At 61.7% G+C, this 24,993-nt stretch carries 15 protein-coding genes and 2 pseudogenes; 4 read left to right on the top strand and 13 right to left on the bottom strand.

The features are described 5' to 3' along the window. Positions 1-6 precede the first annotated feature (6 nt). Both recG and ACZ9BB_RS24660 read left to right on the top strand, forming a co-directional pair. Complete coding sequence (gene recG / locus ACZ9BB_RS24665) at positions 7-2,082, top strand: ATP-dependent DNA helicase RecG (RefSeq protein WP_476217045.1); 2,076 nt, start codon at positions 7-9, stop codon at positions 2,080-2,082. A 78-nt stretch (positions 2,083-2,160) separates the two neighbouring features. Further along, the gene (locus tag ACZ9BB_RS24660; protein WP_476217043.1) at positions 2,161-3,561 is read left to right on the top strand and encodes an aminoacyl-tRNA deacylase and HDOD domain-containing protein; all 1,401 of its coding nucleotides are present in this window, start codon (positions 2,161-2,163) and stop codon (positions 3,559-3,561) included. A gap of 267 nt (positions 3,562-3,828) precedes the next feature. On the opposite strand, the gene ACZ9BB_RS24655 is transcribed toward ACZ9BB_RS24660, so the two are convergent. Further along, positions 3,829-4,212, bottom strand: a complete 384-nt coding sequence (locus tag ACZ9BB_RS24655; protein WP_476217041.1) for an SCP2 sterol-binding domain-containing protein — start codon at positions 4,210-4,212, stop codon at positions 3,829-3,831. A gap of 342 nt (positions 4,213-4,554) precedes the next feature. Here ACZ9BB_RS24655 and ACZ9BB_RS24650 point away from each other — a divergent pair. After that, a pseudogene (locus tag ACZ9BB_RS24650) lies at positions 4,555-4,653 on the top strand (DUF6124 family protein); the annotation flags it as partial. 26 nt (positions 4,654-4,679) lie between these two features. Here ACZ9BB_RS24650 and ACZ9BB_RS24645 read toward each other — a convergent pair. Continuing rightward, positions 4,680-5,960 (bottom strand): hypothetical protein, encoded by a 1,281-nt coding sequence (locus tag ACZ9BB_RS24645; protein ID WP_476218413.1) that lies wholly within the window; start codon positions 5,958-5,960, stop codon positions 4,680-4,682. A gap of 390 nt (positions 5,961-6,350) precedes the next feature. On the opposite strand from ACZ9BB_RS24645, the gene ACZ9BB_RS24640 reads away from it, so the two are divergent. After that, the gene (locus ACZ9BB_RS24640) at positions 6,351-6,731 is read left to right on the top strand and encodes a DUF6124 family protein (protein WP_476217039.1); all 381 of its coding nucleotides are present in this window, start codon (positions 6,351-6,353) and stop codon (positions 6,729-6,731) included. Positions 6,732-6,859: 128 nt separating this feature from the next. On the opposite strand, the gene ACZ9BB_RS24635 is transcribed toward ACZ9BB_RS24640, so the two are convergent. The 11 genes and pseudogenes from ACZ9BB_RS24635 to ACZ9BB_RS24585 form a co-directional block, all read right to left on the bottom strand. Beyond that, positions 6,860-9,454, bottom strand: a complete 2,595-nt coding sequence (locus tag ACZ9BB_RS24635) for a sigma 54-interacting transcriptional regulator (protein ID WP_476217037.1) — start codon at positions 9,452-9,454, stop codon at positions 6,860-6,862. A gap of 10 nt (positions 9,455-9,464) precedes the next feature. Continuing rightward, positions 9,465-10,748 (bottom strand): annotated as a pseudogene (locus tag ACZ9BB_RS24630) (AAA family ATPase); the annotation flags it as partial. A gap of 368 nt (positions 10,749-11,116) precedes the next feature. Further along, the gene (gene tagQ / locus ACZ9BB_RS24625; RefSeq protein ID WP_476217035.1) at positions 11,117-12,046 is read right to left on the bottom strand and encodes a type VI secretion system-associated lipoprotein TagQ; all 930 of its coding nucleotides are present in this window, start codon (positions 12,044-12,046) and stop codon (positions 11,117-11,119) included. Between the two features lie 84 nt (positions 12,047-12,130). Continuing rightward, positions 12,131-13,858: a formylglycine-generating enzyme family protein gene (locus ACZ9BB_RS24620; RefSeq protein ID WP_476217033.1), complete on the bottom strand. Its 1,728-nt coding sequence runs from the start codon at positions 13,856-13,858 to the stop codon at positions 12,131-12,133. After that, complete coding sequence (locus tag ACZ9BB_RS24615; protein ID WP_476217031.1) at positions 13,851-15,047, bottom strand: ABC transporter permease; 1,197 nt, start codon at positions 15,045-15,047, stop codon at positions 13,851-13,853. The genes ACZ9BB_RS24620 and ACZ9BB_RS24615 overlap by 8 nt, the downstream gene beginning before the upstream one ends. Further along, positions 15,047-15,763: an ABC transporter ATP-binding protein gene (locus tag ACZ9BB_RS24610; protein ID WP_476217029.1), complete on the bottom strand. Its 717-nt coding sequence runs from the start codon at positions 15,761-15,763 to the stop codon at positions 15,047-15,049. Before ACZ9BB_RS24610 ends, ACZ9BB_RS24615 begins: the two co-directional genes overlap by 1 nt. Continuing rightward, positions 15,763-18,819 carry a serine/threonine-protein kinase gene (locus tag ACZ9BB_RS24605; protein ID WP_476217027.1) on the bottom strand — a complete coding sequence of 1,019 codons (3,057 nt, stop codon included), beginning with the start codon at positions 18,817-18,819 and terminating at the stop codon, positions 15,763-15,765. The genes ACZ9BB_RS24610 and ACZ9BB_RS24605 overlap by 1 nt, the downstream gene beginning before the upstream one ends. Next, a complete protein-coding gene (locus ACZ9BB_RS24600) occupies positions 18,816-19,547 on the bottom strand; it encodes a PP2C family protein-serine/threonine phosphatase (RefSeq protein WP_476217025.1) in 732 nt (243 codons plus the stop codon). Before ACZ9BB_RS24600 ends, ACZ9BB_RS24605 begins: the two co-directional genes overlap by 4 nt. After that, the gene (tagF, locus tag ACZ9BB_RS24595; protein ID WP_476217023.1) at positions 19,548-20,201 is read right to left on the bottom strand and encodes a type VI secretion system-associated protein TagF; all 654 of its coding nucleotides are present in this window, start codon (positions 20,199-20,201) and stop codon (positions 19,548-19,550) included. Then, positions 20,198-23,698 (bottom strand): type VI secretion system membrane subunit TssM, encoded by a 3,501-nt coding sequence (tssM, locus tag ACZ9BB_RS24590; RefSeq protein WP_476217021.1) that lies wholly within the window; start codon positions 23,696-23,698, stop codon positions 20,198-20,200. The genes tagF and tssM overlap by 4 nt, the downstream gene beginning before the upstream one ends. Next, complete coding sequence (locus tag ACZ9BB_RS24585; protein WP_476217020.1) at positions 23,695-24,993, bottom strand: DotU family type VI secretion system protein; 1,299 nt, start codon at positions 24,991-24,993, stop codon at positions 23,695-23,697. The genes tssM and ACZ9BB_RS24585 overlap by 4 nt, the downstream gene beginning before the upstream one ends.

Raw genomic sequence — 24,993 nt, 5'->3', positions numbered from 1 at the left:
GCTGCCATGACCGAGTTGTCGCAAGTGTCGGTGACGGCACTCAAGGGTGTCGGCGAAGCCATGGCCGAAAAACTGGCCAAGGTCGGCCTGGAGAATCTCCAGGACGTGCTGTTCCACCTGCCGCTGCGTTATCAGGACCGCACCCGCGTGGTCCCGATCGGCCATTTGCGACCGGGCCAGGATGCAGTGATCGAAGGCACCGTCAGCGGCGCCGACGTGGTCATGGGCCGGCGCCGCAGCCTGGTTGTCCGCCTGCAGGACGGCACCGGCGGGCTCAGCCTGCGCTTCTACCATTTCAGCAACGCCCAGAAAGAAGGTCTCAAACGCGGCACGCGCATTCGCTGCTACGGCGAAGCGCGGCCCGGTGCGTCGGGGCTGGAGATCTACCACCCGGAATACCGCGCCATCACCGGCGACGAGCCGCCGCCGGTGGATGAAACCCTGACCCCGGTCTACCCGCTCACCGAAGGCCTGACCCAACAGCGTTTGCGCCAACTGTGCATGCAAACCCTGACCCTGCTCGGCCCCAGCAGCCTGCCCGACTGGCTGCCGACCGAACTGGCCCGGGACTATCAACTGGCGCCGTTGGCCGATGCGATCCGCTACCTGCATCACCCGCCCGCCGATGCCGATGTCGACGAACTTGCCCTCGGTCATCACTGGGCACAGCACCGTTTGGCATTCGAAGAACTGCTGACCCATCAACTGTCCCAGCAACGCCTGCGCGAGAGCATGCGTGCCCTGCGCGCGCCGGCCATGCCCAAAGCCTCGAAGCTGCCACAACAGTATTTGGCCAACCTCGGCTTCACCCCGACCGGCGCCCAGCAACGGGTCGGCAAAGAAATCGCCTACGACCTCAGTCAGCACGAGCCGATGTTGCGGCTGATTCAGGGCGACGTCGGCGCCGGCAAAACCGTGGTCGCCGCCCTGGCCGCGCTTCAGGCGCTGGAGGCTGGTTATCAGGTCGCATTGATGGCGCCCACAGAGATTCTCGCCGAGCAGCACTTCATCACCTTCAAGCGTTGGCTCGAACCGCTGGGCATCGAAGTCGCGTGGCTGGCCGGCAAGCTCAAGGGCAAAAACCGCGTGGCCGCGCTTGAGCAAATCGCCAACGGCGCGCAGATGGTGGTCGGCACCCACGCGCTGTTCCAGGACGAAGTGCAGTTCAAGAACCTGGCGCTGGCGATCATCGACGAACAACATCGCTTCGGCGTGCAACAGCGCTTGGCGCTGCGGCAGAAAGGCGTCGGTGGGCGGATGTGTCCGCACCAGTTGATCATGACCGCCACGCCGATCCCTCGGACGCTGGCCATGAGCGCCTACGCCGACCTCGACACCTCGATCCTCGACGAACTGCCACCCGGTCGGACCCCGGTGAACACCGTGCTGGTCACCGACACCCGGCGCGTCGAAGTGATCGAACGGGTGCGCGGCGCCTGTGCCGAAGGGCGTCAGGCCTATTGGGTGTGCACGCTGATCGAAGAGTCGGAAGAGCTGACCTGCCAGGCCGCCGAAACCACCTTTGAAGACCTCACCGCCGCCCTCGGCGAGTTGAAAGTCGGCTTGATCCACGGTCGCATGAAGCCCGCCGAGAAAGCCGCAGTGATGGCCGAGTTCAAGGCCGGCAACCTGCAACTGCTGGTCGCCACTACCGTAATCGAAGTCGGCGTCGACGTGCCCAACGCCAGCCTGATGATCATCGAAAACCCCGAACGCCTCGGCCTCGCGCAGCTACACCAATTGCGTGGCCGTGTCGGCCGGGGCAGCGCCGTCAGCCATTGCGTGCTGCTCTACCATCCGCCGCTGTCGCAGATCGGCCGTCAGCGCCTGGGCATCATGCGTGAAACCAACGACGGTTTTGTCATCGCCGAAAAAGACCTCGAACTGCGCGGCCCCGGCGAAATGCTCGGCACACGCCAGACCGGCCTGCTGCAATTCAAGGTCGCCGACCTGATGCGCGACGCCGACTTGCTGCCCGCCGTGCGCGACGCCGCCCAGGCTTTGCTCGAACGCTGGCCGGATCACGTCAGCCCGTTGCTCGACCGCTGGCTACGCCATGGGCAGCAATACGGCCAAGTGTGAGCACTGTCGCAGTTTCTGAGCCCTGGCTTTAAACAAGCTGGTTATACTCCTGCAATTGTTTGCAAACGGATACAGACCATGACCGACGTTGCCCTCGCCCCTGAAACCCCGCACGCTCCGTCTGTTATTCGGCTGCTGCTCGGCAAACTGGGCATCGCCTACGAAGAAGTCCTCGACCATCACGGCCTGAACGCCGCGCGTAAAGTGCAGGCAGTTTTGCTGGACGATGCGGTCGGCGCGCTCATGGTGCTGTTCCCTCAGAGCCAATTGCTGGACCTCAACCGCCTCGCCGAACTCACCGGTCGCCGGTTGACCGCCGTATCCACCGAACGCCTGGTAAAAATGCTCGGCAAACACAGCCTGAGCCTGTTGCCCGGTCTGCCGGCACTCACCAGCTCGCCGTGCCTGTATGAAGAAAGCCTGCTGCGCGAACCGACGTTGCTGATCAACTCGGGCGAGCCGGGCGTGCTGCTGGAAATCACCAGCGACGATTTCAAAACCATGCTGACCAAGGCCAGCGCCGGCAATTTCGGCGAAGCCGTGCACAGCATCCGTCCAAACCTCGATCGCCCTGATGATGACCGCGAGGAAATCACCCAGGCCGTGCAAGCGTTCACCGCGCGGCGCATCCAGCAACGCCTGGAAGAGACCATCGAGATTCCGCCGCTAGCCGAAACCGCGCAGAAAATCATCAAACTGCGGGTCGACCCCAACGCCACCATCGACGACATCACCGGCGTTGTCGAAACCGACCCGGCCTTGGCTGCACAAGTCGTCAGCTGGGCGGCGTCGCCGTACTACGCCTCGCCGGGCAAGATTCGTTCAGTGGAAGACGCCATCGTGCGGGTGCTGGGTTTCGACCTGGTGATCAACCTGGCGCTGGGCCTGGCCCTTGGCAAAACCCTGAGCCTGCCCAAAGACCACCCGCAACACACCACGCCGTACTGGCAGCAATCGATCTACACCGCCGCCGTCATCGAAGGCCTGACCCGCGCCATGCCCCGCGCCCAGCGCCCGGAAGCCGGCCTGACCTACCTCGCCGGCCTGCTGCACAACTTCGGTTACCTGCTGCTGGCCCACGTGTTCCCGCCGCACTTCTCGTTGATCTGCCGCCACCTGGAAGTCAACCCGCACCTGTGCCACAGCTACGTGGAACAACACCTGCTGGGCATCAGCCGCGAACAGATCGGCTCATGGCTGATGCGCTTCTGGGACATGCCCGACGAACTGGCCACCGCCCTGCGCTTCCAGCACGACCCAAGCTACGACGGCGACTACGCCGAATACCCGAACCTCGTCTGCCTGGCCGTACGCCTGCTGCGCAGCCGCGGGATTGGGTCTGGGCCGGATGAAGATATTCCGGATGCGTTGCTGGAGCGTGTTGGCTTGACTCGCGACAAAGCCAACGACGTGGTCAGCAAAGTGCTTGAAGCTGAAGTGCTGCTGCGCGAATTGGCTTCGCAATTTAGCCAGGCCTAAAAGCATCGTCGGATCGCTGCCCGGACCAAGCCACGCTCCCACAGGACTCAGGTAATCCCTGTGGGAGCGGGCTTGCCCGCGATGAATCCCCCGCCGATCTACCTGATCACCACAACCTCTGTGGCGAGGGAGCTTGCTCCCGCTCGACTGCGCAGCAGTCGCAACCCAGCCGCCGCAGTGTGTCAGATACAACCGAAGTCTCAGGCTTTAGGGCCGCTTCGCAGCCCAGCGGGAGCAAGCTCCCTCGCCACAACAGCCCTTCCACTCTCAAGCCTTAGGCTTAGCCTTCCTAGGCTTCAAATACTTGGTCAACCCCTGAAACCACATCACCAACGCCGGATTCCCCTTGATCTGAATCGACTTGTCCTGAATCCCGGTCATAAACGCCAACTGCTTGTTCTTCGCCTGCATCGTGGCAAAACCATACGCCGCATCCTTAAACGCAATCGCAAACGCCGGCTCGGCATACACACCCGACTTGCTGGTAATGCGCTGATCCTTCACCACGAAATGCCGCGCCACCTTCCCGTCCAGGGTCTGTAGCTGAAACACCAATGCCTTGTCAGCCAACTGCTGCTGAAACGCAGGATTAGTCCGACTGGCCTTACCCATCAACAAACCCAGCATCCATAGAAGAAAACGAAATTTCATGCGCACAGCCTCAAAGAAGAAATGAACGGCTGGCGCAGTGTAGCGGCTTCAAGCGAGAACGCCACCGTCGGGTTGCGTTAGAAGAAGATGAACCGCTTTTCCCGCATGATGACCGCCAAGTCACGCTTTACCGACCCGCCCCTGATCGTTGCCACACTCCCGCGCGGGAATGCATCCCGTGACGCTCCGCGTCACACCCAACACCCGCCCTACACCCGCCCTACACCTGAAGAAACACATTCTGTAGGAGCTACCGAAGGCTGCGATCTTTTGATCTTGATGCCCTCAAACTTATCGGACATTTCCTTCAAAACGCCGGGTTGTCCATGAACTAGGCAGCCCGTCTCTCCCAATGTCGATACCAAAGCCCTCTTGGCCAACGCCTTAGAAGACCTGCTTTCCATCAACGCCATAGCCGCCGACCTGGCCGATGACATCGACAACTGAAATTTCTAACAGAGAATCGACTAACAACCATCGGCATCGTTGCATTGAACCCAGCCCCGAATCTCCTTTCCTTTGGGGGTTTTAAACATGATCTTCAGCCACCCAGCCTCACCTCCTTCCTGCAACACCGAGTCGCCCTTGATCAAATACATTTTCGTCATGTCCGCCAAAACGGGCGAACTGTGAATCGAGGTCTTTTTGTTAATCGTGAGCGTCACCCTGTCCTCCGCTGCCCAGTGTTTATAGGCGGCAGAATTGAGTTTGGCGACGATGTCATCAGCGGTTTTATACGGGAACGTGTAGACCAACTCCTCCGACTCGGCATCGCGCGCAATATCGCCGCCATTGCCAAAATAGTTCGACAACCGCTCATCCCTGACGTAACCCGTCGCCGTAGGGGAATACGCGTCAACGGTGTAGTAGTCGCCCAAATAATTAACGCCCGTATAGGCTCTGATTCCGACCGCATGAATGATGAAAAGCATCGGTGCGGCATCGGGTTTGGCCTGAGCAAGGAAAGCCGCTTGTACTCGCCCGGTGGCCGCCAAAAATGGCAGCCCACCGACGTTCTTTTTCGTACCGTCAGCGCAATTTATAAAATCGACATCGATGGCGACATCGTCGGAGCCTTGGGATTCGTCTTCGGGCAGTTTGGTGTAGTTGAAAACGATAGTGCCCGAGTCTGTGTTGAGCGCTGGGAATGCTTCACTTTTTGGGGGCTCGCAGGTGATCCTGGAAAGGATTTTTTTCAGGTTTGATCTCTCACCTTCATAAAAAGTGTTGCACTGAGAAACAACGACAAAGCCCTTCGTTGTTTCTGCTTGAAGCGTGTTGCAGATTAATCCGAACCCTTCAACACCACCCGGGCCAGGATAAATGACGTTTTTCATGTCCAGCAGCTTCCAGTCTTGCTGCTTCATCGACGCTTTGGCTGTCACCGCAGCGTCCGAAAACTCCATGATTGATTCAGCATCAGGCAGTTCGATCAGCTTGTTGTAGCGCCGTGGATTGTCGATTCCGACAACCGCCAAAATGTCCTGCAGATTTTTCCCAGTGACAATGACGGTGGGGAGATTGTCGAAGTTGTTGGCGTAGTCAGGTTGGTTACGGGGCACAAGCTTGAGTATGTTCACGCCCTCTTCCTGAACGCAGCTTGCAACCTTCAGTTCCGTTTGAGGCACGTCGAACGGGCAAGGTTGATCTTCAGCGAACGCATACGCGCGCCCCTGGAACAGACTCAAAACAACAGCGCCCATCAGAGCCGCCCTGAAGCCGTATCCTTTTTTAAAAATACAATCCATGTCGATCACTCAAAAAACCTTCGGTTTAACCTGCTCAGGCGTCGTGTTTAAAAACGCTCAATCATCCGCCTACGTTTACTTCGACACCATCGGACATTTCCTTCAACACGCCGGGCTGTTCATGAACTATCCGGCGCTCGCGTTCACCGATAACCTCTGTTCGTCACCGCAAAATCGGTGACACGGACGTGCAAGTCCGGCGGGATACACAATGGTTATGGCAATTCATCGAGCATTTTTCTATGCTCGCGAACCGTTATGGCTGCTGTGTATGGGAGACCTTCGGGTCTGCCGGGTAATCCCGCCGGTCTTGCACACCTATGCACAGCTGCCACCTCTTTCGAAGTGCACGCGAAACGGTGTCGGCTCCTTAATTGCGGGATTACATCTATGTTCAAGCCAACACCGAATCCACCAGAAAACGAAGCCACATCCCCCTACGAATCCTTCGATTCCAGAAAACTCCACGAAGCCGCCGAACGCGCCCTCGACCACCATTTCGCACCACCACCCAACGAAAAACCCAAACGCAAAGGCAAGCTCTTCACTGTCTCCCCCGACATCGACACCGAAGCCCTCCTGGCCAACGCCTCGGAAGACCTGCTGTCCATCAGCGCCATCGCCGCCAACCTGGCCGACGACGTGGACGGTACACGGCGCTCCTTAGCCTTGGCGCTCAGCAGATTGGCGGATGGGGTCCGGTTGTTGGTGGAGCGAGCGCTGGATCACATTGATTCGCCGAATCCGGCGGAGTATCGGTCGAAGGCGTAGCAACTTCGCGAATAGAGAACGGGGGGCTTCGCGTCCCCCTTCTTGATGAACCAAAATCGCACCGAGCCTCAATACGATCGACCAGTTGAACGTCCCCTTCTTCAACGTTTATATCTGCCCAGCGAAATTCACAGACAGTGGCTAGCCTTTATGGCTGAGCCTTGCGAAACCAAGCGCTTCACGCTGTCGCTACCCTGCGGGCTACCTTTGTCAGCTGACAACTGATAACAGGCCAACGCCCGGGACATATCCTTCGTTCCCAACTCGCCACTCTCAAAAGAAGAAGCCAGATAGTTAATCGCCTCTATGGATCCCATGGAAACCGCGCGAATAACTTCCCTTTCTGCCTGCTCGGGGTGCAGGCAAGGGCCGTTATAGTCGGTGGAATTACCGTTACAAAAATAAGTGGCATAACCCAACGCGCCGCTCGGTGTCGTCGATGCCGCTTTAAACAGAGCCTCAAGCTTGCTGGTTTCCAACTGAGGTGCCATCTGCGAAAGACTCAAGCTTGCCGCCGACAGACTTGCCTGTGGATCACCCGACTCTGCAGCACATACATAATTTTCCAGAGACGCTTCATGCAATTCTTTAGTCAGCCGGTATTGTTCAAGCGCGCCTAAACCACCCAAACCCTCCGCACGTTGATAGCAGAAATTCTCGGCACGGCTCATTCCGGGTTTACTGGATGCAACAAGCTCCTTCTCGCTTATCGACCAATCCTCAATCCCCACCAGCGCCCAGCACGACTTTTTAGAAAAGTTAAAAATCTTGATATTGCTGTTACCGGCCCGTTTATCCACAACGTTCATGTGAGTGTCGTCGACCGTTTCGATCTCAACCACTTCAGTCTTGCCTTCCATCGCAGCCATCAACGGAAACGCCAAACTCGAGCCTGTCTCAGCAGTAATTTGCGGTTCAAAGCGACCAGGGTCCGAAGTCCGCTTCAACACCAGTATTTTTACCGCCAGCGCGGTTAGACGTTTCTGGGACTCAATACTGGCAGAGAATGCCGGCAGAAACTGAGCAAAGTTCTGGGATGGACACGAGACACCTGATCCACGCCCAGCAGCGGAGCCACTCACGATGTCGGCCACAATATTGTCCAGAAAGACTGTGCGCTCACGGCTCATTCTTGCGATGCAAATGTTCACCGTCGCTACATAGGCGGACGTGCCAGGCTTAATCTCAAACGCTTCGAGCGGACAATTCGCATCGCGCAATTTTATCCACACACGCTGTGCTTCTTTGACCTTCGCCGTATACGCCGCCCCCGTGTCGGGTTCGCGGGCGGCGAGGGTCTGGTTGCCGTCGTTTTTGCGCAGGCAATCGAGCAGCAGACTGCGTTCGACCTGCTCCAGGCGTTCGCGCAGGTTCAGGCTGCTGTCTTCCGGCATGGCTTCCATGCGCAGGGAAAAATGCTCGGCCAGCAACTCGCCGCCCTCGCACAGCAGCACTGCGCGCTCGACCAAACCCTTGAGTTCGCGAACGTTGCCGGGGAAGGTATAACCGGACAGGTGATCCAGCGCCGCGTCGGACCAACGCACGGCATCGCGTTGCAAAAACGCGCAGGCCTTGTCGGCGAAGTGCCGGGCCAGATCGAGGATGTCGCCATCGCGCTGACGCAACGCCGGCAGTTCGATCGGGAATTGCGCGAGGCGGTAGTACAAGTCCTCGCGGAATTTGCCTTCGCTGACCAGCACCGACAAATCCCGGTGCGTCGCGGCGATGATGCGCACGTCGATCTTGTGGGTGTCGTTGGAACCCAACGGACGGATCTCGCCTTCCTGCAACACGCGCAACAGCTTGGCTTGCAGGGACAGCGGCATGTCGCCGATTTCATCGAGCAACAAGGTGCCGCCATTGGCCGCGTCGAATAGCCCGGCACGGTCGCGGTCGGCGCCGGTGAAGGCGCCTTTGCGGTAGCCGAACAGCTCGCTTTCCAGCAGGTTCTCGGGGAACGCCGCGCAGTTCTGCACGATGAATGCCTGAGAACGCCGCGGGCCGCAGTCGTGAATCGCCCGCGCGACCACTTCCTTGCCGGTGCCGGTTTCGCCGCGCAGCAACACGGTGTACGGGCTGTGCAACACTTTGCTGATCAGCGAATAGGTCTGGCGCATCGCCGCGCTCTTGCCGATCAAGCCATAACCGCTGACGCGGGGGACGCTGACCGACGCCGGTCGTGTATCGCCGGCCGGCCGACGCAATCGTTGTAGCAAGTGCAATTGGCCGAGCACGAACGAGCCCAGTTGACCGAGGGAATCAGCAAAGCCTTGCAGGTCGATCTGCCGGCGGCTGGCGCACAGCAGCAAGCCTTCGACAGCCTTTTGCTGATTGACCAGCGGCACGCACAGCAACGACTGCCAAGGCGTGGCCTGGGGCGGCAGGAAACTGGTTTCGTGCAAGCTGCCGCTCAGTTCGCCGAGGCACACCACGCGGTTCTGGCACAGGGCGAATTGCAGCAGTTGTTCACCGTTGTAATCCGCCGGCAGGCTCGCCGCTTCCCGGGGTTGCAGGATGCCGTTCAGGCACTCGGCATTCATCCCCAGGCAGGTATGAGTCGCGTCCAGCAGGTACAGCTGCGTCAACTCGCAACCGCTGAGTTCGGCCAACCCGCGCACAAAGTCACCCAGCAGCGCAATGCCGTCCGCCGCCCGCGACAGGCTGGCGAACTGCGCCAGCAAGGCTTCGGCATAGACCAGCGGTTGCGGCACTTGAGTGAACATCACACCCACCTCAGGCGAACTCGCACGTCACGCTGGCGTCGCCGTCGAGCGTCGCATGGACACGCTTGAGGCTTTCGCCGGTTGCCATTGCGTCGAGCAAACGGTCAGCCACCAGCGGCAGCACGTGCAGGTCCAGCAAGTGGTCGATCAGGCGTGCGCCGCTGTCGCTTTGGGTGCAGCGTTCGGCCAGGTGATCGACGAGGTCCTGGGAGTAAGTGAAGTCGAGCTGACGACGGTTCAGGCGCTCGCCCAAACGACCGAGTTTGATTTCGATCAGCTCGCGCAGCACTGGGCCACCGACCGGGTAGTAAGGCACCACGCGCATCCGCGCCAGCAACGCAGGTTTGAAGTGTTTGCTCAGCACCGGGCGGATGGTTTCTTCGAGGACTTCGGCAGTCGGCCGCGCACCGTTTTCGCAGAGTTCGCTGATGCGGTCGCTGCCCAGGTTCGAGGTCATCAGAATCAGCGTGTTGCGGAAGTCGATCTCGCGCCCTTCCCCGTCGTTGGCCACGCCTTTGTCGAAGATTTGGTAGAACAGGTTGAGCACGTCCGGGTCGGCTTTTTCGACTTCATCGAGCAGCACCACCGAGTACGGTTTCTGGCGCACGGCTTCGGTGAGCATGCCGCCCTCGCCGTAACCGACGTAGCCCGGCGGCGCTCCGATCAGGCGCGACACGGTGTGCTTCTCCTGGAACTCGGACATGTTGATGGTGGTGATGAAGCGATCGCCGCCGTACAGCAAATCGGCGAGGGCCAGGGCGGTTTCGGTCTTGCCGACGCCGCTCGGGCCGACCAGCAGGAACACGCCGACCGGTGCATCCGGCTTGTTGAGGCCAGCGGCGGTGGCGCGCATCGAACGGTCGAGGGCGTGAACCGCTTGCTCCTGACCACGAATACGTGTGCGCAGGTCGGTGGCGAAACTCGCGACCTTGGCGTTGTGTTCGCGGGCCAGTTGCGCCAACGGCACGCCGGTCCAGGCGCTGATCACTTCGGCCACCAGACGCGGGCAGACTTCGAAACTCACCAGACGTTCTTTGACCTGGGCCTCGGTCAGGGCGCGGTGGGTTTCGTTCAGCGCAGTTTCCAGGGACGCGACGCTTTGTGCTTCGTCTATTGGCAGGGTTTCAATCACGGTGCCTTCGGCGTCTTCTTCAACCGTGATGGTCGGTTCGACGGCAGCGGCTTCACGGGCCTTGGCCAGTTGCTGACGCAGCTCCAGCAGGCGCTCGGCCAGCGCTTTCTGCTCGGTCCACAGCGTTTCCAGAGCGACCCTTTCGTCTTCGGCGTCGGCCAATGTTGCGCACTTCACGTTATTGATTCCGTTTGTTCGCAACGATTTTAAAGTGCTGGTCTTTGAAGGTATTGAAGCCATCAGCACCTTGTATTCGACCGAGGTTGAACTGGTCAGCGAATACCCTGATGTCGAACTTGGAGAGTTTGCTCAGCCGATACACCGCAGGGACCTGGCCGACGGAGAAAGGTACTCGACACTCGGTAAGCTTGGCGCTCAGCAGAATGGCAAAGGACGTGTAGTTGCCGGTGAAACGAGCGCTGGATCATTTGCCAGTGCAGGAGATGGCGGCGCACAGCGCCAAGGTGTAACCAGTACAGATCATTCCCACGCAGAGCGTGGGAATGATCAAAGACCTACAGAAAACTCAATCAAGCATTCGGGCAAGGTACCGGTGCCCAGTCGCCCAGGTCCGGGTTCTTGCACATGCTGTTGACTTGAGTGGTGCCAGCGCTGGCGACCTGTTTGCTTTCAGCCTGTTTGGCTTGTGCGGTCTGCAGGGTTTTCTCGGTGGTGACCGCTTCTTTCGGCACGGTTGGCAGCACCGGTTTTTTCGCCGGTTTCACCGCTTTTTTGCTCTTGGTCGGTGCCACGACTGGCGTGGTGTCGGCGGTTGCCACGGTGACCACGTCAGTGCGCTGCACGCCGACTTGCTGCAGGTCTTTTTCGTAGGCCTGGGTGTAGTTGTTCAGGTCTTCGCTGGCTTTACCGTTCACCGCAACGATCAGGTCGTTGGACTCTTTGAGGCCCGCGACGATTTCTGCCAGGCGCTTGCGGCCCTCGGTGTCGTTGACGGTCTTGGCCTTGCGGTCGGCGACCAGTTTGGTGAACGCGTTCTGGTAGCACTGTTGCGAAGTCTTGGCGTATGCGGTGCTGCGGTCGATGTCGGCGGCGCTTTTGTTGACGTCGGAGGCGTAGGACGCGATGCGCTGGTTGTCATCGGCGATCTGCTTCTGGCGCTCGGTGTAGTAACCGGCCGCGCCGCCCGCCAGGGCACCGCCCGCGGCACCGATGGCGGCGTTGCGGCCACGGTTCTCGGAGTCGGTCAGGGCGCCCAGCAGTGCACCGCCGACAGCGCCGACGGCCGCGCCGGTGACAACCGACTTGGTCATGTTCGAATCAGTGGCGCGCAGGTGCTGCACTGGCTCGTAGCAGTTGGGGTAGTACTCGACCTTGGTGCTCGAGGCGACCTTGGAGGTCGGCGACGTGGCGCAACCGGTCAATACGGTGCTGAAGCCGACGGCCATCAGCAGCAAGTGACGCTTGGAAAGCGAAGCAACAGGTTTACGGGAGGAAAGCATAGTTGTGTTCTCTTTTAAGTTTGACCAGCTCAGCACGGCCCAACGCCGCCTGAGTCCCTTCCAAGCTCGCTGTACAACGAACGATCAAGACCGCTGAGCGTTCGATGCGAGCAATTCCTTCAATATCGCCGCCGGGTCGGCTCGTCGTTGCTGACGATACTCACCGACATGACGAACGAATAACGTCGCACGCGTCACCAGGCTCTTGCCCAGTACTGGCTTGCGCTCCAACTCTTCCTTGATGCGTTGAAACTGCGCCTGGATCACGGCATCGGTGTAGCGCGTGCCGGTCGCCAGGTTGTCGATGTAGATCGCCACCGCGCCGTCCAGCGCACTGCGGCCATTGTCGATGGCCGTGGCGAACAGCTTGGCGCTGGCCTCGTCCTTGGCGTCCACGGCCTGCTGGCGACTCTTCTGCAAATTGGTCAGGCGAATGTTGTAGTTATTGACGGTCTCGGCCACCAGGGCCGCCGACTGGATCAGGTTGCCGGCCGCTTCCTCGCGCTGCTGGGCGATGAGCGAGACGTTGCGCTTGAGCTCTTCGTTGACCAGCCCGAGTTCGGCTTGCAGGCGTGGATCGACACTGGCAGCAATGATGCTGTCCAGACGTTTGGTCGGGTCCTGGGCGTCGTCGATGGCATCGGTCAGCGAAGCCAGCCGACCTTCTTTTTCCCACTGGACGAACAGTTCCTTGTAGCGCGAACGTGGCGCCGACAACGCGCCAATCGCCACCCGGAACCCGGTGGTTTCATTGCTTTGCTCGGTGCCGTCGGCAGCGAACAACGGGTACTCGCGGCGCATTCCGGTGAACAAGGTGCCCTCGCCTTCCAGGTAGTTGCCGCCCTTGACCACGAAGCCGCCGTAGGTGCCTTGGCGGCGTCCGGCGTGTACTAGCTGGAAGGACTCCTGGACCATTTCGGCGGCATTGCCGATCACGTCGAACAGGCCGATGGGGTTTGGCAGTTTGGTACCGATCGGCATCAGCCGCGCTGCCTGACCAGTGCCGCCGGCGACTTGGTTGAACACCGCCCAATCGGCCAGTGGCCCGTCGCTTTCGCTGCCCTCCAGACGCCGGGGAAACAGGCGCCCTTCCAAATCCTGACGGCTGATGGCCTGCCCGCCACGGGCAGCAAATTCCCATTCGACCTCGGTGGGCAAGCGCACAAACCCCAGCCCGCCGTCTTCAGCCGAGGTACCGCGACCGCTCACCGGCAGCAGGTCCTTGTGGTATTTCATCAGCCAGGCGCTGTAGACCGCCGAGAAGCGTTCGGCCTCGAATCGCGACAACTTCACTTTGGGCAAACGCCCGGCCATGCCTTGCGGCGCCTCCGCTTGCAGTGCCTCGCAGGTCGGCGCTGGATCGCCGCTGGCCAACGATTGCGCCTGGGCCATGACCTGGGCGTATTGGTGGGCGGTGACTTCATACTTGCCGATGAAATAGAGCATCGGCTTGAGCGGAGTCTTGGTGTCAGTCTTGGGCATCAACGGCGTAATGGTCTTGCCCCAATCCTTGGGCAGATCCTTGAGGGTGAACTGGCCGTTGATGAAGTCCCGGCGGTAACCGGAGATGAACGACTGTTGATAACCGGCCTCGCCCTCGCTGAAGGGATAGCCGAGGCTGATCTCGCGGTCGTCCAGGGTGCCCTCGGCCAGAATGTACACATAGCGGAATACCATCTGCCCTTCGCACGGCAACGGCAGGCTGACGTCATCGGGCAACGGCTTGGGGTTGTCCAGTTTGTCTGTGTTTTCATCGGCCCAGACCAAGCTGGCCAGGCTCAGCGCCACGGCGGCGCCCAGTAACTTATACATCTCGGATTCCTTCAAACGCCTGGATACGCGCCACTCGCCAGCCACCACAGGCCGCCGCCACGACGCTGACGCCGAGCACGGCTACCAAGGCCCATGCGTAGTGACGCGCCAGCAGATGACTGGCGTATTCGCCCGGCGCCTGCGCAAATAAATGGTTCAGGCCCGATTGCGCCAAGCCATACAGCCCGGCGCTCAGCAGAGCCGCGAGGCCGGCGCTGTACAGCGCCTGCAACACAACAAAGAGCAACAGCGCCGCCGTGGAAAACCCCAGCAGGCGCAACACCGACAACGCTCGACGCTTGCGCTCGACCGCCGCCAACGCACCAGCAAAAATCGCCGCAAACGCTCCCGCCAAAGCCAATCCGGCGATGATCCAGAATACGATCGACAGGTTGCGGCTCAGCGATTGCACCTGGGCGATGGCCTGGGCCTGGGTCGAGACCAGCAGATTCTGCGCAGCGAAGTACTGGCGCAGCGGCTCGACATCCGCGAGACGACGGGCGTACAAACGAAACGCCGGGTACACCCGTTGCTCCGTCACGCCCACCGCATCACCTGGCCAACCGAGCGCTGGAACGGCGCGGCCGTCCCGGTAATCTTCAGCCGCTTCCAGCAAGGCCAACGGTGCGAACAAGCCGTCCCGGGCGAAGGCTTCCAGCGGCAGTACGCGCAGCACCTGGACGCGAGTGCGCTGCGCCTCGCCACGACCGGCCACTTGCCGACCGACACTGGCCTGCAGCCAATCACCGGCCTTGGCCCCGAGCTTTTCGGCGGCGGTCTGGCTGAGCAACACCTGATCCAGCCCTTGGGGCACCGGCAAGCTGCCGAGCAAAGGATCGTCGTTGGCGGTGGGGATCATTTCGACAGTCACCGCTGAAGTGCCAACGATCAGATCCGCCGTCGCGGCAATCTGCCGGGTGCGCGGCAAGACGAAAGCCACATCGTCGCGCCGGCTCAACTGTTCGATAAACGCGGCACTGAACCGACCGCCGCCCAGAGGAATGATTTCCCGGGTGGCCGGGTCGTTTTCCAGGCGCTCGGTCAAGCTGCTGACCAGGCCGAATTTCAAGCCGAACAGCACCAGCAACGGCGCAACCACCGCCACCAGCGCCAGCACCGAACAGGCCGACAGCCACGCGTCGTTGCGGTAATCCTGCCAGGCCAGGGAAGCCACCAGAGCGCTGCGCATCAGCAGGCCTCCCCGAGAGTGGCGGTGACACCGCCATCAACGTCGCGACGACAACTGATGCGCCGCACCTGCAAACCGCTGGCGCGGGCCAGTGATTCGTCGTGGGTGGCGACGACGCAGCACACACCGTGTTCGCGAGCCTGGGTCACCAGTAACTGCATCACCCGTTCGGCGTTCAGCGGATCGAGGGCGGCGGTCGGTTCGTCCGCCAGCAACAGACGCGGCCCATGAGCCAAGGCGCGGGCGCAACTCACCCGTTGCCGTTGACCAACGGACAAGTCACCCGGCTTCTTGCCCAGTTGATCGACGATATCCAACGCCCCGGCCAAGCGATCCACGCTGCCGTCGTCTTTCAAACCGAGCAGTTTGCGCGACAGGTCGATGTTGCCGCGCACGTCCAGAAACTCCAGCAGGCCACCGGTTTGCAGCACATAGCCCAAGTGCCGGCGGCGCAGGTCCGCCAAGGCACTTTGCGCCTCTGTGCGCCACAGCCCGGTAATGTCCGTGCGGGTTTGGCCGGGCGCAAAATCAAATTGCCCGGCCTGATCCGGAGCCAGCACCAGCGCCAGCAAATCCAGCAAGGTGCTTTTGCCGCAGCCGCTGGGACCGACCACCGCCAGTTGCTCACCGGCACGCAGTTGCAGCCGAGGGATCACCAGGCTGTAGCGTTGACTGCCGGCGCCCCGGTTTTTATGCACTGCGCTCAGGTTCATCATTACGGCAGCGTCGACAATGGAACGCGGTACAAGGCATCACCCGGTTCGGCATCGCCGAAACGCACCCAGTTGGCCAGGTCGTTGTGGAAGGTTTCGTAGAGGCGGATTTTCGAGTCCAGTTCGTCGATAAAGTCCTCCTGCTCGGCCACGCTCAGGGAAAGCCATAAATCCTGGGTCATGCTCAGCGACTTGCTGCGATAGGGCAGCCCTTCCAGGTACTCACCCAGCACCCCGCCATCGGCCAGGTTGCCACCCTTGCGCAAGGCCGAGGGATCGCGGCTCATGTAGGCACTGGCGCTGGCGATTTCCTGGAAGAAATTCTTCGGCGAGGTCTGGGTCTTGCGGGCCGCATCGACGATCAGTTTCAGCGATTGCTGCAAGTCGTTGAGTTGCAACTTGGTCAGCATCACGCACACCTGGAACGCCGGCAGTGCCGGGTTGGTCAGGTCGCGGTCGGCGGTCCAGGCGCTGACCAGTTGCGGCGCCTGGCTGGCGGCTTTACGCCCCAGGAAGTCCATGTGCATCGCGTAGCCGACGGCGGCTGATTTGTCGCTCAGACTCGGCGCGGCACTCAGCAGCGGCACGGTTTGGGGCTTGTCGCTACGCACCTGATGCACCAGGTCGGCAAACACCGAACCGATCTCGTCCACCCGCTCACCGAACTTGCGCACATCGGCGCCCGGCACCGGAATGTACAGGTCGCCGATCTGTGGGTTGGCGTCGGCGGTCAGTGTGCGGTATTGGGTTTGCGCACCGCTGTGGGTTTTCTTGCCGGCATCGCTGAGCAGGTGCAAGGCGTAGATCTTGATCTGCTTGCCCAGCGCAGCCTGGCGCACTTCGGCCTCGTTCATTTGCGTGGCGGCATACGGGTCGTTCTTGCGCAAGGCACCGGCATCGGTGACCAACAGAATCAGGCGCCCGCCATAGCCGGACCAGTCCATGCCCTCGACCGCTTCCATCACGCCGGCAAACGCATCTTCGTTGAACGAATGGCTCGAGACCGTGGACGCCTTGACCTGCCGCGCCAGGTCCATGAAGCGCTGCGGGTCGCGGCCCTGTTCCAGGGTGATCAAGGTTTTGGCGACGTACTCCAGGCCCGGGGTTTTCTGGGTGCTGCTGCGAAACCCCACCAGGCCGAAGCTGACGCTGTCCAGCTCGCCACGCTCGGCGATGCGGGTTTGCAACTGGTGCACCACATCGCGCACCTGATCGATGTAGGGCTGCATGGACACGGTGGTGTCGACCACCAACACCACGGCGGTGCGGAACGCGTCGGCATTGGCGGTGCTGATTGGCGTGTTGTTGGCAGCGGCCCTTGGAGCATTACCGGGGTCGATGGACGCCACGTTCAGCAACTGCACCGGCTGGCCGTTCTCATCGAAGCTCTCGCGTGAATCGAAGATCGGCAACAGGTAAAACTGGTTTTGCGGCACCGCGCTGGCGGCCGGTTCCAGGGCCAGCACCTGCTGGTTGTCTTCGTGATTTTGCTGGGCCTTGAGCAGCAGGTTTTTTGCCGCCGACGGATCGGCCAGCAGCCTCTCCACTTCGCCGGGCTGACGCAGGAACATCACCGGCGCACGGCCGGAGCGTTCGGTGAACTTGAGTACCAGGCTTTGCTTCCAGTCGCTGACTTGCTCGGCCGGCAACCAGCCGTCACTGCGCCCGTCGGTAGCGGCACCGACGCGCAGCCACGGGCTGCCATCAACCTCTTTGCGCTGATAGACGTAAAGCACGGAAAACGCCGGAAAGGCCTTGTCAGGGGTGCCCCCCGGTTCGCTGGCGAGTTTCGTCCCCGGCTTGCTGAGTACCCGCTGGAACAAGGTTTTTTTGCCAGCCATCAGCAGCGGGCGCTGACCATCATCGACCGCCGTTGCTACAGGAGGGCTTGCAGGAGGGCTTACGGGGGGCGCCACTGCCGGCGGCGAATTGGCTGGCGGTGCTGAAACCACCGGCGCCTTGGCGTCTGCTTCGACGTCACCGGACAGCCACCAATAACCCGCGCCGCCCAAGACCAGCGCCACGGCCACCGCGACGGCAGCGAGTGCGAACACCGGCCCCTTTCGCTGCTCCGAGACCGTGGACGACGGCGTCGGCTTCACAGTCGGCGGAACCGGATTGGATCGAGGTTGTGGCTGCGCGGGGCCGGTCGGTATATCGATGGACACCGGCGTCAGTCCCGCCAGGTCATTGCTCACCGCAATCGGCGATACCGGCATTGGCAATGGCCGGATCGTGGTCGCTTCAACCGATTCCCGAGGCAGATTATCCAGCGCCTGCAACAGCGCCGCTGCGTCCGGGAAACGCTCGGCCGGATCCTTGGCCAACAGCTTGCGCAGCACCTCTTGATAACGACCGTGGTGCACCGGCAGCTCCGGCAACGGTTCGGTCAAATGCGCCAGGGCGGTGGAGAGCGCGTCGTTGCCGGTATACGGCAGTTTGCCGACGAGGATTTCGTAGAGCACCACGCCCAGGGCATAAAGATCGGCCCGGCCGTCAATGTCCTGGCCGCGTGCCTGTTCCGGGCTCATGTAGCTGGGCGTGCCGACGGCGAAACCGGCCTGGGTGAACTGGGTGCGATCGTCCAGGGACTTGGCGATGCCGAAGTCCGAGAGTACCGCCGTGCCATCGGCACGGAACAGGATGTTCGCCGGTTTGACGTCGCGATGAACCAGCCCCAGCCGATGGGCATAGCCCAGGGCCGAAGCGATATGGCGAATGTAGATCAGACCCTGTTCCGGCGTCAGGCCGGCGGCAATGCGTTCCTTGAGCGTGCCATTGGGCAGGTACTCCATGGCCATGTAGTACAGCTCACCGACATTGCCGATGTCATGGATAGTGACCGTATGCGGGTGAGACAGGCGCGCCAGGGTTTTGCCTTCGCGCAGGAAGCGCTCGCAGAAACTCGGGTCGGCCGCCAGCGCGGCAGCCATGACCTTCAAGGCCACTTTGCGTTCCAGTGAGCGCTGGGTCGCCAGGTAAACGCTGGCCATCGCACCTTCGCCGATCTCACCGTCGATGTCGTAGCCCGGGATCAGAATGTTCACCGTGGGGTTCATGAAGGCACCTTCACGACGATCACGGTGATGTTGTCCGGACCGCCGCGCATCAGGCCCAGGGACACCAGGCTGCTGGCGATTTCACTGGGCTCGTCGTGGCTCAGCACCTCGCCGATTTCATGGTCCTCGACGGTCTTGGTCAGCCCATCGCTGCACAGCAGGTAACTGTCGCCGGGCATCAACAGCAGCTCGACCATCGCCAGTTCCAGTTGCGCTCCGACCCCGACGGCGCGGGTGACAATATTGGCCCGTGGATGCACCCGGGCTTCGGCTTCGCTGAGCAGGCCGCTGTCCTGCAAGTCCTGAACGTAACTGTGGTCCCGCGAGATGCCTTTGAGCCGGCCTTTACGCAGGCGATACAAGCGGCTGTCACCGGCCCACAGGCACACCCCGCGCAAGTCACGCGTCACCAACGCCACCACGGTGCTGCCCATCATGGTCACGCCGCGGTTGGCGGTTTCTTCACGCACGGCAGCGTTGACCCGCTGCAGATCGGTTTTCAGCGCCGCGACGTATTCGTCCAGCGAACGGCCTACGGCAACGTTGCGCAGGCTATCGACGATCAGGCTGCTGACATAGTCGCCCGCCGCGTGGCCGCCCATGCCATCGGCGACCACCCACAGGCCATTTTCCGGCAGGTCCAGGCAAGCGTCTTCGTTAACCTGGCGGACCATGCCGACATGGCTCTTGCTTGCAGATTTGAAGGTTTTTCCAGCGCTTGGATGCATCTACACAATACCTTCTTGGCCGAGCAAAAGTTGCGCAAAATCAGCGGCGGCAGGCAGGCCCTGGCACCACAATAAAGCGGGGGCGATACGCTCCGAACCCTGGCCCCACCAAAGGCTTGCGCCTTCGCAGGCCTGTTCGGCGAGGGCGGTCATACGTGCCCGCGGATCGGTGGCATCAAAGCGCTGAAGACCGGCAAAGCGGTGGCTCGTGGTGCGCCGCTGACACGCTGGGTTGCCCAAGGTCTCCAGCCCTGCGCCAAAGGCCTCGAAACTGGCCTCCACGTTCAACGTGCTCAGCAACAAGGCTTCCACTCGCTCAAACCACTCATCCGCACCGCCCACCACTGACGCGGGGTCCAAGTCGTGATCCAGCAGCACAGCAACGGTCAGCGGAAAATATCGACCGACCCGGTCGATACTCGGCATCACCACCCCGACGGCGGCCTCTGGCCCACACACACCGGGCGCGACCATAAAGCGCCACAACGGGCTGACCAGATAGGCATCCAGCCAACGGTCCCCGAGACGGGTCTGGCTGGCGAGCAGGCCCGCCGCCAGCCACGAATCCCAGGGGCCGATAAAACTCTGCGGCAAGCCACGGCTGACGAAGTCCCCGCGACTGGCCAACTTTCCATAGAAACCCGGCGTGTTCATAACCGCTCCGGCAGGCTGAAACCGCTGAGTACACGGCTCTTGAACGGGTTGAAGGCGCTATTGGCCCGTAGCTCATAAGAGACGCTGGCGCCGTCGACCCGTAGCCGAAGGTTGAAGCGGTCCGGCGAATTGCCGGCGGTCAGGTCCGATTGCTCCAACAGGCGGAACCAGGCCCAGGGCCCGTCCAGGGTGATCCCGGAACGACCGCTGGACGAGGGCGGCATGATCGAGATTCGCACCACGCCGATGCTGCCGGGATTGGGCCATTGCATGGCGGTCGGGCGGCTCGGGCCGTGGTCGTAGCTCAGCTGCTGGCCGTCGAGGTCCAGCAGGAACTGGGTGATGGTGGCGTCCATCGCCACCGGCTTGAGCTCGAAGCGCACCATTGGCTGGGTGCCGCCGGAACGGAAAAAAGCATCCCGGATAGTCGCCGCCCGCTGGAACGTTTGCAGCACGCCCGGGGCAATGCCGAGTTTCTGCGCGGCGCCCGGTTGCCAGCGCCAGGCCTGGGTCGAGGTATCCACGTACGGCTGCAGGTATTTGCGGAAATAGTTGTCCATCACCCCGCCGACGCCGAAGAACTGGCCAAAATCATCCAGGGTCGCGTCCCGCGCACTGCCCGGCGACATTGGATAGCGCCCAGCCAGCGACTGGCGATAGATGTTCACCACTTCGCTGGTCCAGGCCGCGTTCAGTTGATTGCGTACCCCGCCCATCATGCTGTTGGTGGTGGAGTTGACCACCGACTTGACCAGGCCTTGCACCAGCGGCGGTTGCCGCTCGGCGTTGAGGCTGACCCGCGTGGCAGCTGCGGCGGCCTGGTTCTTGGCTTCGCCGAGCAAGGCGTCACCGCTGGCACCGACCATCGCGCTGACCTGCACATACAGGGCGTTCATATCGGCCAGCAGGCCATCAATGGCCGCCGGCTCGCCTTCGTTCTTGCTGACGATGCTGTTGAATTCGGCGAAGTGCGCGGTGATCGGATCATCGCTGGCCTGGGGTGCGTTTTGCCTCCCCGGATCCTGGCCAACCAAGCTGCCCAGACGCTCCTTGAGCTTGTCGACCCCGCCCTCCACCGGCGCGCCCTTGGCGGCCAGCAGGCGTTCTTCCTGTTGCAGGTCGGTTTCCTTCGCCACCGCCACCAGCAATTTTTTCAACGGCGAGGTCGGGCCGGAAATCACCCGCAATACGTCAGCGGCCTGGGCCACGCTGGTGATCGGCACGAAGTCGATATCAGCCAGCAAGGCGTCCCACTGGCGCTGATAATCCTGGAAATACAGGCGGCGCACGTCGGCGGCCAGGCTGACGACGTTCTGTTGTTCCGCCTGGTCGTGACCGAGCACCCATTGTTCCTCGGCCAGGGTGCCGGTCTGGTTCAGGCTGGTGAGCAAAAAGCCCTGGCGGTAACCCTTGGCCGTGAAGAAGCCGCTCAAGGGTTCGCCCAGCGGCTTGCCACTCTTGCGGCTGAACACCAGCGCGGCATCGCGCCCGGCTGCTTCGTTGAGACGAAAATCCGGGATGTCGTCCGGCAGTTTCTGGCGCTTGATCCGGTCATAGACACGCTGGGCCACCGGCAGTTGTTGCAACTGTCGGCGCAGGTCATCGATCAGGCGCGGGTCGAGTCGCGCGGTCGGCGGATGACGCTCGAACAGCGCCTGCAAATGATCAGCCAGAGCCAGACGCTGCTCGGCCGGCAAGTCACGCGGCAAGCTGCGATCCCAGTCCAGGGCAATCCACGCCTTGATGAAGTCGGCGTCGTAATGCTCACTGTCGGCGAGCATCAGGTAGGCCTTCAAGCCTTCGTAAAGGAAGTCCGAATTGCCGCCGCTGTGCAGCTGCTCTTCGATGCGCGTGAGCAAGCGTGGCGCGAAGACCGCGATCAACAGCTTGCGATAAACACTGCCGGACTCGGCTTCAAGCATGTCGCCCTGATACAGGCCCAGGCCTTCGGCCCAGTTCGGCGAATCATCGGCCAGGTGCTTCACCGCGTTGAGCAAAGGCAGCACCGCGAGTACGTCCCGTTGTGCCGGGCTGAGGTTCTGCACGGCCTGACCCAGGGGCGCGACTTTCTGATCGACTTGCGCGATATACGCCTGATTGGCGCGGTAGCTGACCCACCACAAAGTCCCGACTACCAGCACCAGGGCCACGGTCGAGGCCAGCACGCCCCGGGCGATCCACTTGCGCCGACGTTCGACTTTCGGGTTGACCCCCACCAGCCCACGCTCGGCGAAAGCTACGACGGTGAACAGTTTTTCGATGAAGTAACTACGCCCGGTGCCGTTCTGGCGCACCAGGTGCTGGCGGTCCAGATTCATGCTCTGGGCCATGGAGCCAATCAGCCGGTCAATCGGGCTGCCTTCCTGGGTACCGCTGGTGAAATATACCCCCCGCAGCAGCACCCGCTCTTCAAAGGCGTTGGGTTTGAAGACGCCCTCAAGGAAGCTTTGCAGGCAATCCTTCAACGCGCCGAACTGTTGTGGGAAGCCGTAGATCAGATCACGCCGCGCCGGATCGCGTTCCTGTTGCAAACGCTCCACCAGACGAGCGTTGAGGCGCTGCTCCAGGCCGACGAATTCACTTTGCAGATGGGCCAGCGGGCTGTCATTGCCTTTACCGTCGTCCAGGGCAAAGGTCATGCCCCAGACCTGGGCTCGTTCTTCCTTGGTCAGGGTATCGAAATACTCCATGAACCCCGGCACCAGATCGAGCTTGGTCAGCATCAGGTAGATCGGAAAGCGCACGCCCAGTTGGGTGTACAGCTCCTGGATACGCAGGCGGATCGCGGCGGCATGAGCGGCGCGCTCGGCGTCGCTGCCCAGCAGCAGGTCGGAGAGACTGATGGCGATAAACGCGCCGTCGATCGGACGCCGGGCCCGCTGTTTTTTCAGCAGGCCGAGAAAACCCAGCCACGCGGCTTTATCGACCGTCGCGTCGCTGTCCTGGGTGGTGTAACGCCCGGCAGTGTCGAGCAGCACCGCTTGGTCGGTAAACCACCAATCGCAATTGCGCGTACCGCCCACGCCCCGCACGGCTCCGGCGCCCAACTGCGCGGCCAGGGGAAAGTGCAGCCCGGAATTGACCAGCGCGGTGGTCTTGCCCGACCCCGGTGGGCCGATGATCACGTACCACGGCAGCTCGTAGAGATTGCGTCGCTCGTCACCGCCCAGCTTGGCTTTCTTCAACAGCGCCAGGGCTTCGTCCATGCGCTGGCGCAACGTTTCGAGCTCTTCGGCTGTGGCGATGCTGGTCGGGTCCGGCGGAGTTTGCGCCGCCAGGCTGCGCATGACTTCGGCGGCCTGACGGCGGGCCTGGATGATGCGAAACACCCGGTAGGCGATCCACACCGCGAACACCAGAATGATCAGCGCCCAGCGCCGACCTTCGGGTACCAGCAATTCAAGCAGCGGCCCGACAAACCAGATGATCAGGCTCAGGGCGATCAGGCCCAGCAGCGGGATCACCCAGCGGATGATAAAACTGAAAAACGCCTTCACTCGACCCCCTCCGCCAACACTGTGATTTCGACCCGACGATTACGTGCTCGGCCCTCTGTCGTTGCGTTCGAGGCCAGCGGCTCGGTGTCGCTGCGGCCTTCGGCGCTGAAGCGTTCGGGCTGGCCGGTCTTGGCCGAAAGGATTTGCAGCACCGAATTGGCCCGCGCCTCGGACAAGGCCCAATTCGATGGAAACCGCAAGGTGGCAATCGGGCGATTGTCACTGTGGCCGGTCACCCGGACCTGGCCCTTGACCTTGCGAATGGCATCGGCGATGCGCAGCATCAGCGGCTGGAAATTGTCGACGATGCTGGCGCTGCCCGAGGCGAAAAGCTCATCGCCACGGATGGTCACCACCGAACGGTCAACGGCATCTTCCACAGCGACCCGACCAGCCTTGATTTCATCGGCGAGGAAGCCTGCCAGGCGGGGACGCTCGATCAGTTTCGGTTGCACTACCGGACGGTCGATGGCCTGCACCGGGATCTCGCCCAGCGCATGAATATTTTTAAACACCGGCTCGGCATCGGCGGCCAGTTTCAAGCGCAGGCCGAACAGCAGTGCCAGCAGCAACGCCACGCCGATGGCCACGGCGATCCATGGCGGCATGAATTGCGCGAGTCGGTCGCGAGCCACAGTGACACCCCGCCAATGAGGCGACAGCTCACGTTCATAGTCGCCACGGGCGCTGCGGATCGCTGCACTGGTGCGCTCACGCAAGGCTTCCAGTTGGCTACGACCGTCGTTAATCACCCGGTAGCGCCCTTCGAAACCCAGGCACAGGCACAGGTACAACAGCTCCAGCAGGTACAGGCGTTCGCGGGGGCTTTGCAGGCAATGCTCCAACAACTGGAACACCTTCTCGCCGCCCCAGGCTTCGTTGTGCACGGTGATCAGCAGGCTCTGCTTGCCCCAGTCGCTGGTGCCGCCCCACGGCGTACTCAACACCGCTTCATCCAGGGCGGTGCACAAGGCGTAACGGGCCAGCAACACATCGTTGCGCACGACGCCGGCGGCCTCGGCGCGCTCTTCGAACTGGCGCAGATAGGCCAGCAATTGCGCCCGCAGGCTCGCCGGTGCCGGGTGGGCAATGGTATTGCGCAAGCGGGTCAGCAAAGCCAGCAGCGGGCCAGCGGCACTTTCCAGGGGGTTGAGACCTTCGGCCTTGCTGGTCAAAAGCGGCGCGGCCGGCATCAAAAGTGGCGCGGGCTGGGGGCGGCCAGCATCCGCGCGGGCCGGGTCGGCGCCACGGCCACCGGGTGTCGGCATGAACTGGGTACGATCGTCGTTGTTCAT

It is taken from the genome of Pseudomonas sp. TE3552 (assembly GCF_056278945.1).
This window is presented reverse-complemented; position numbering and strand designations above follow the sequence as displayed.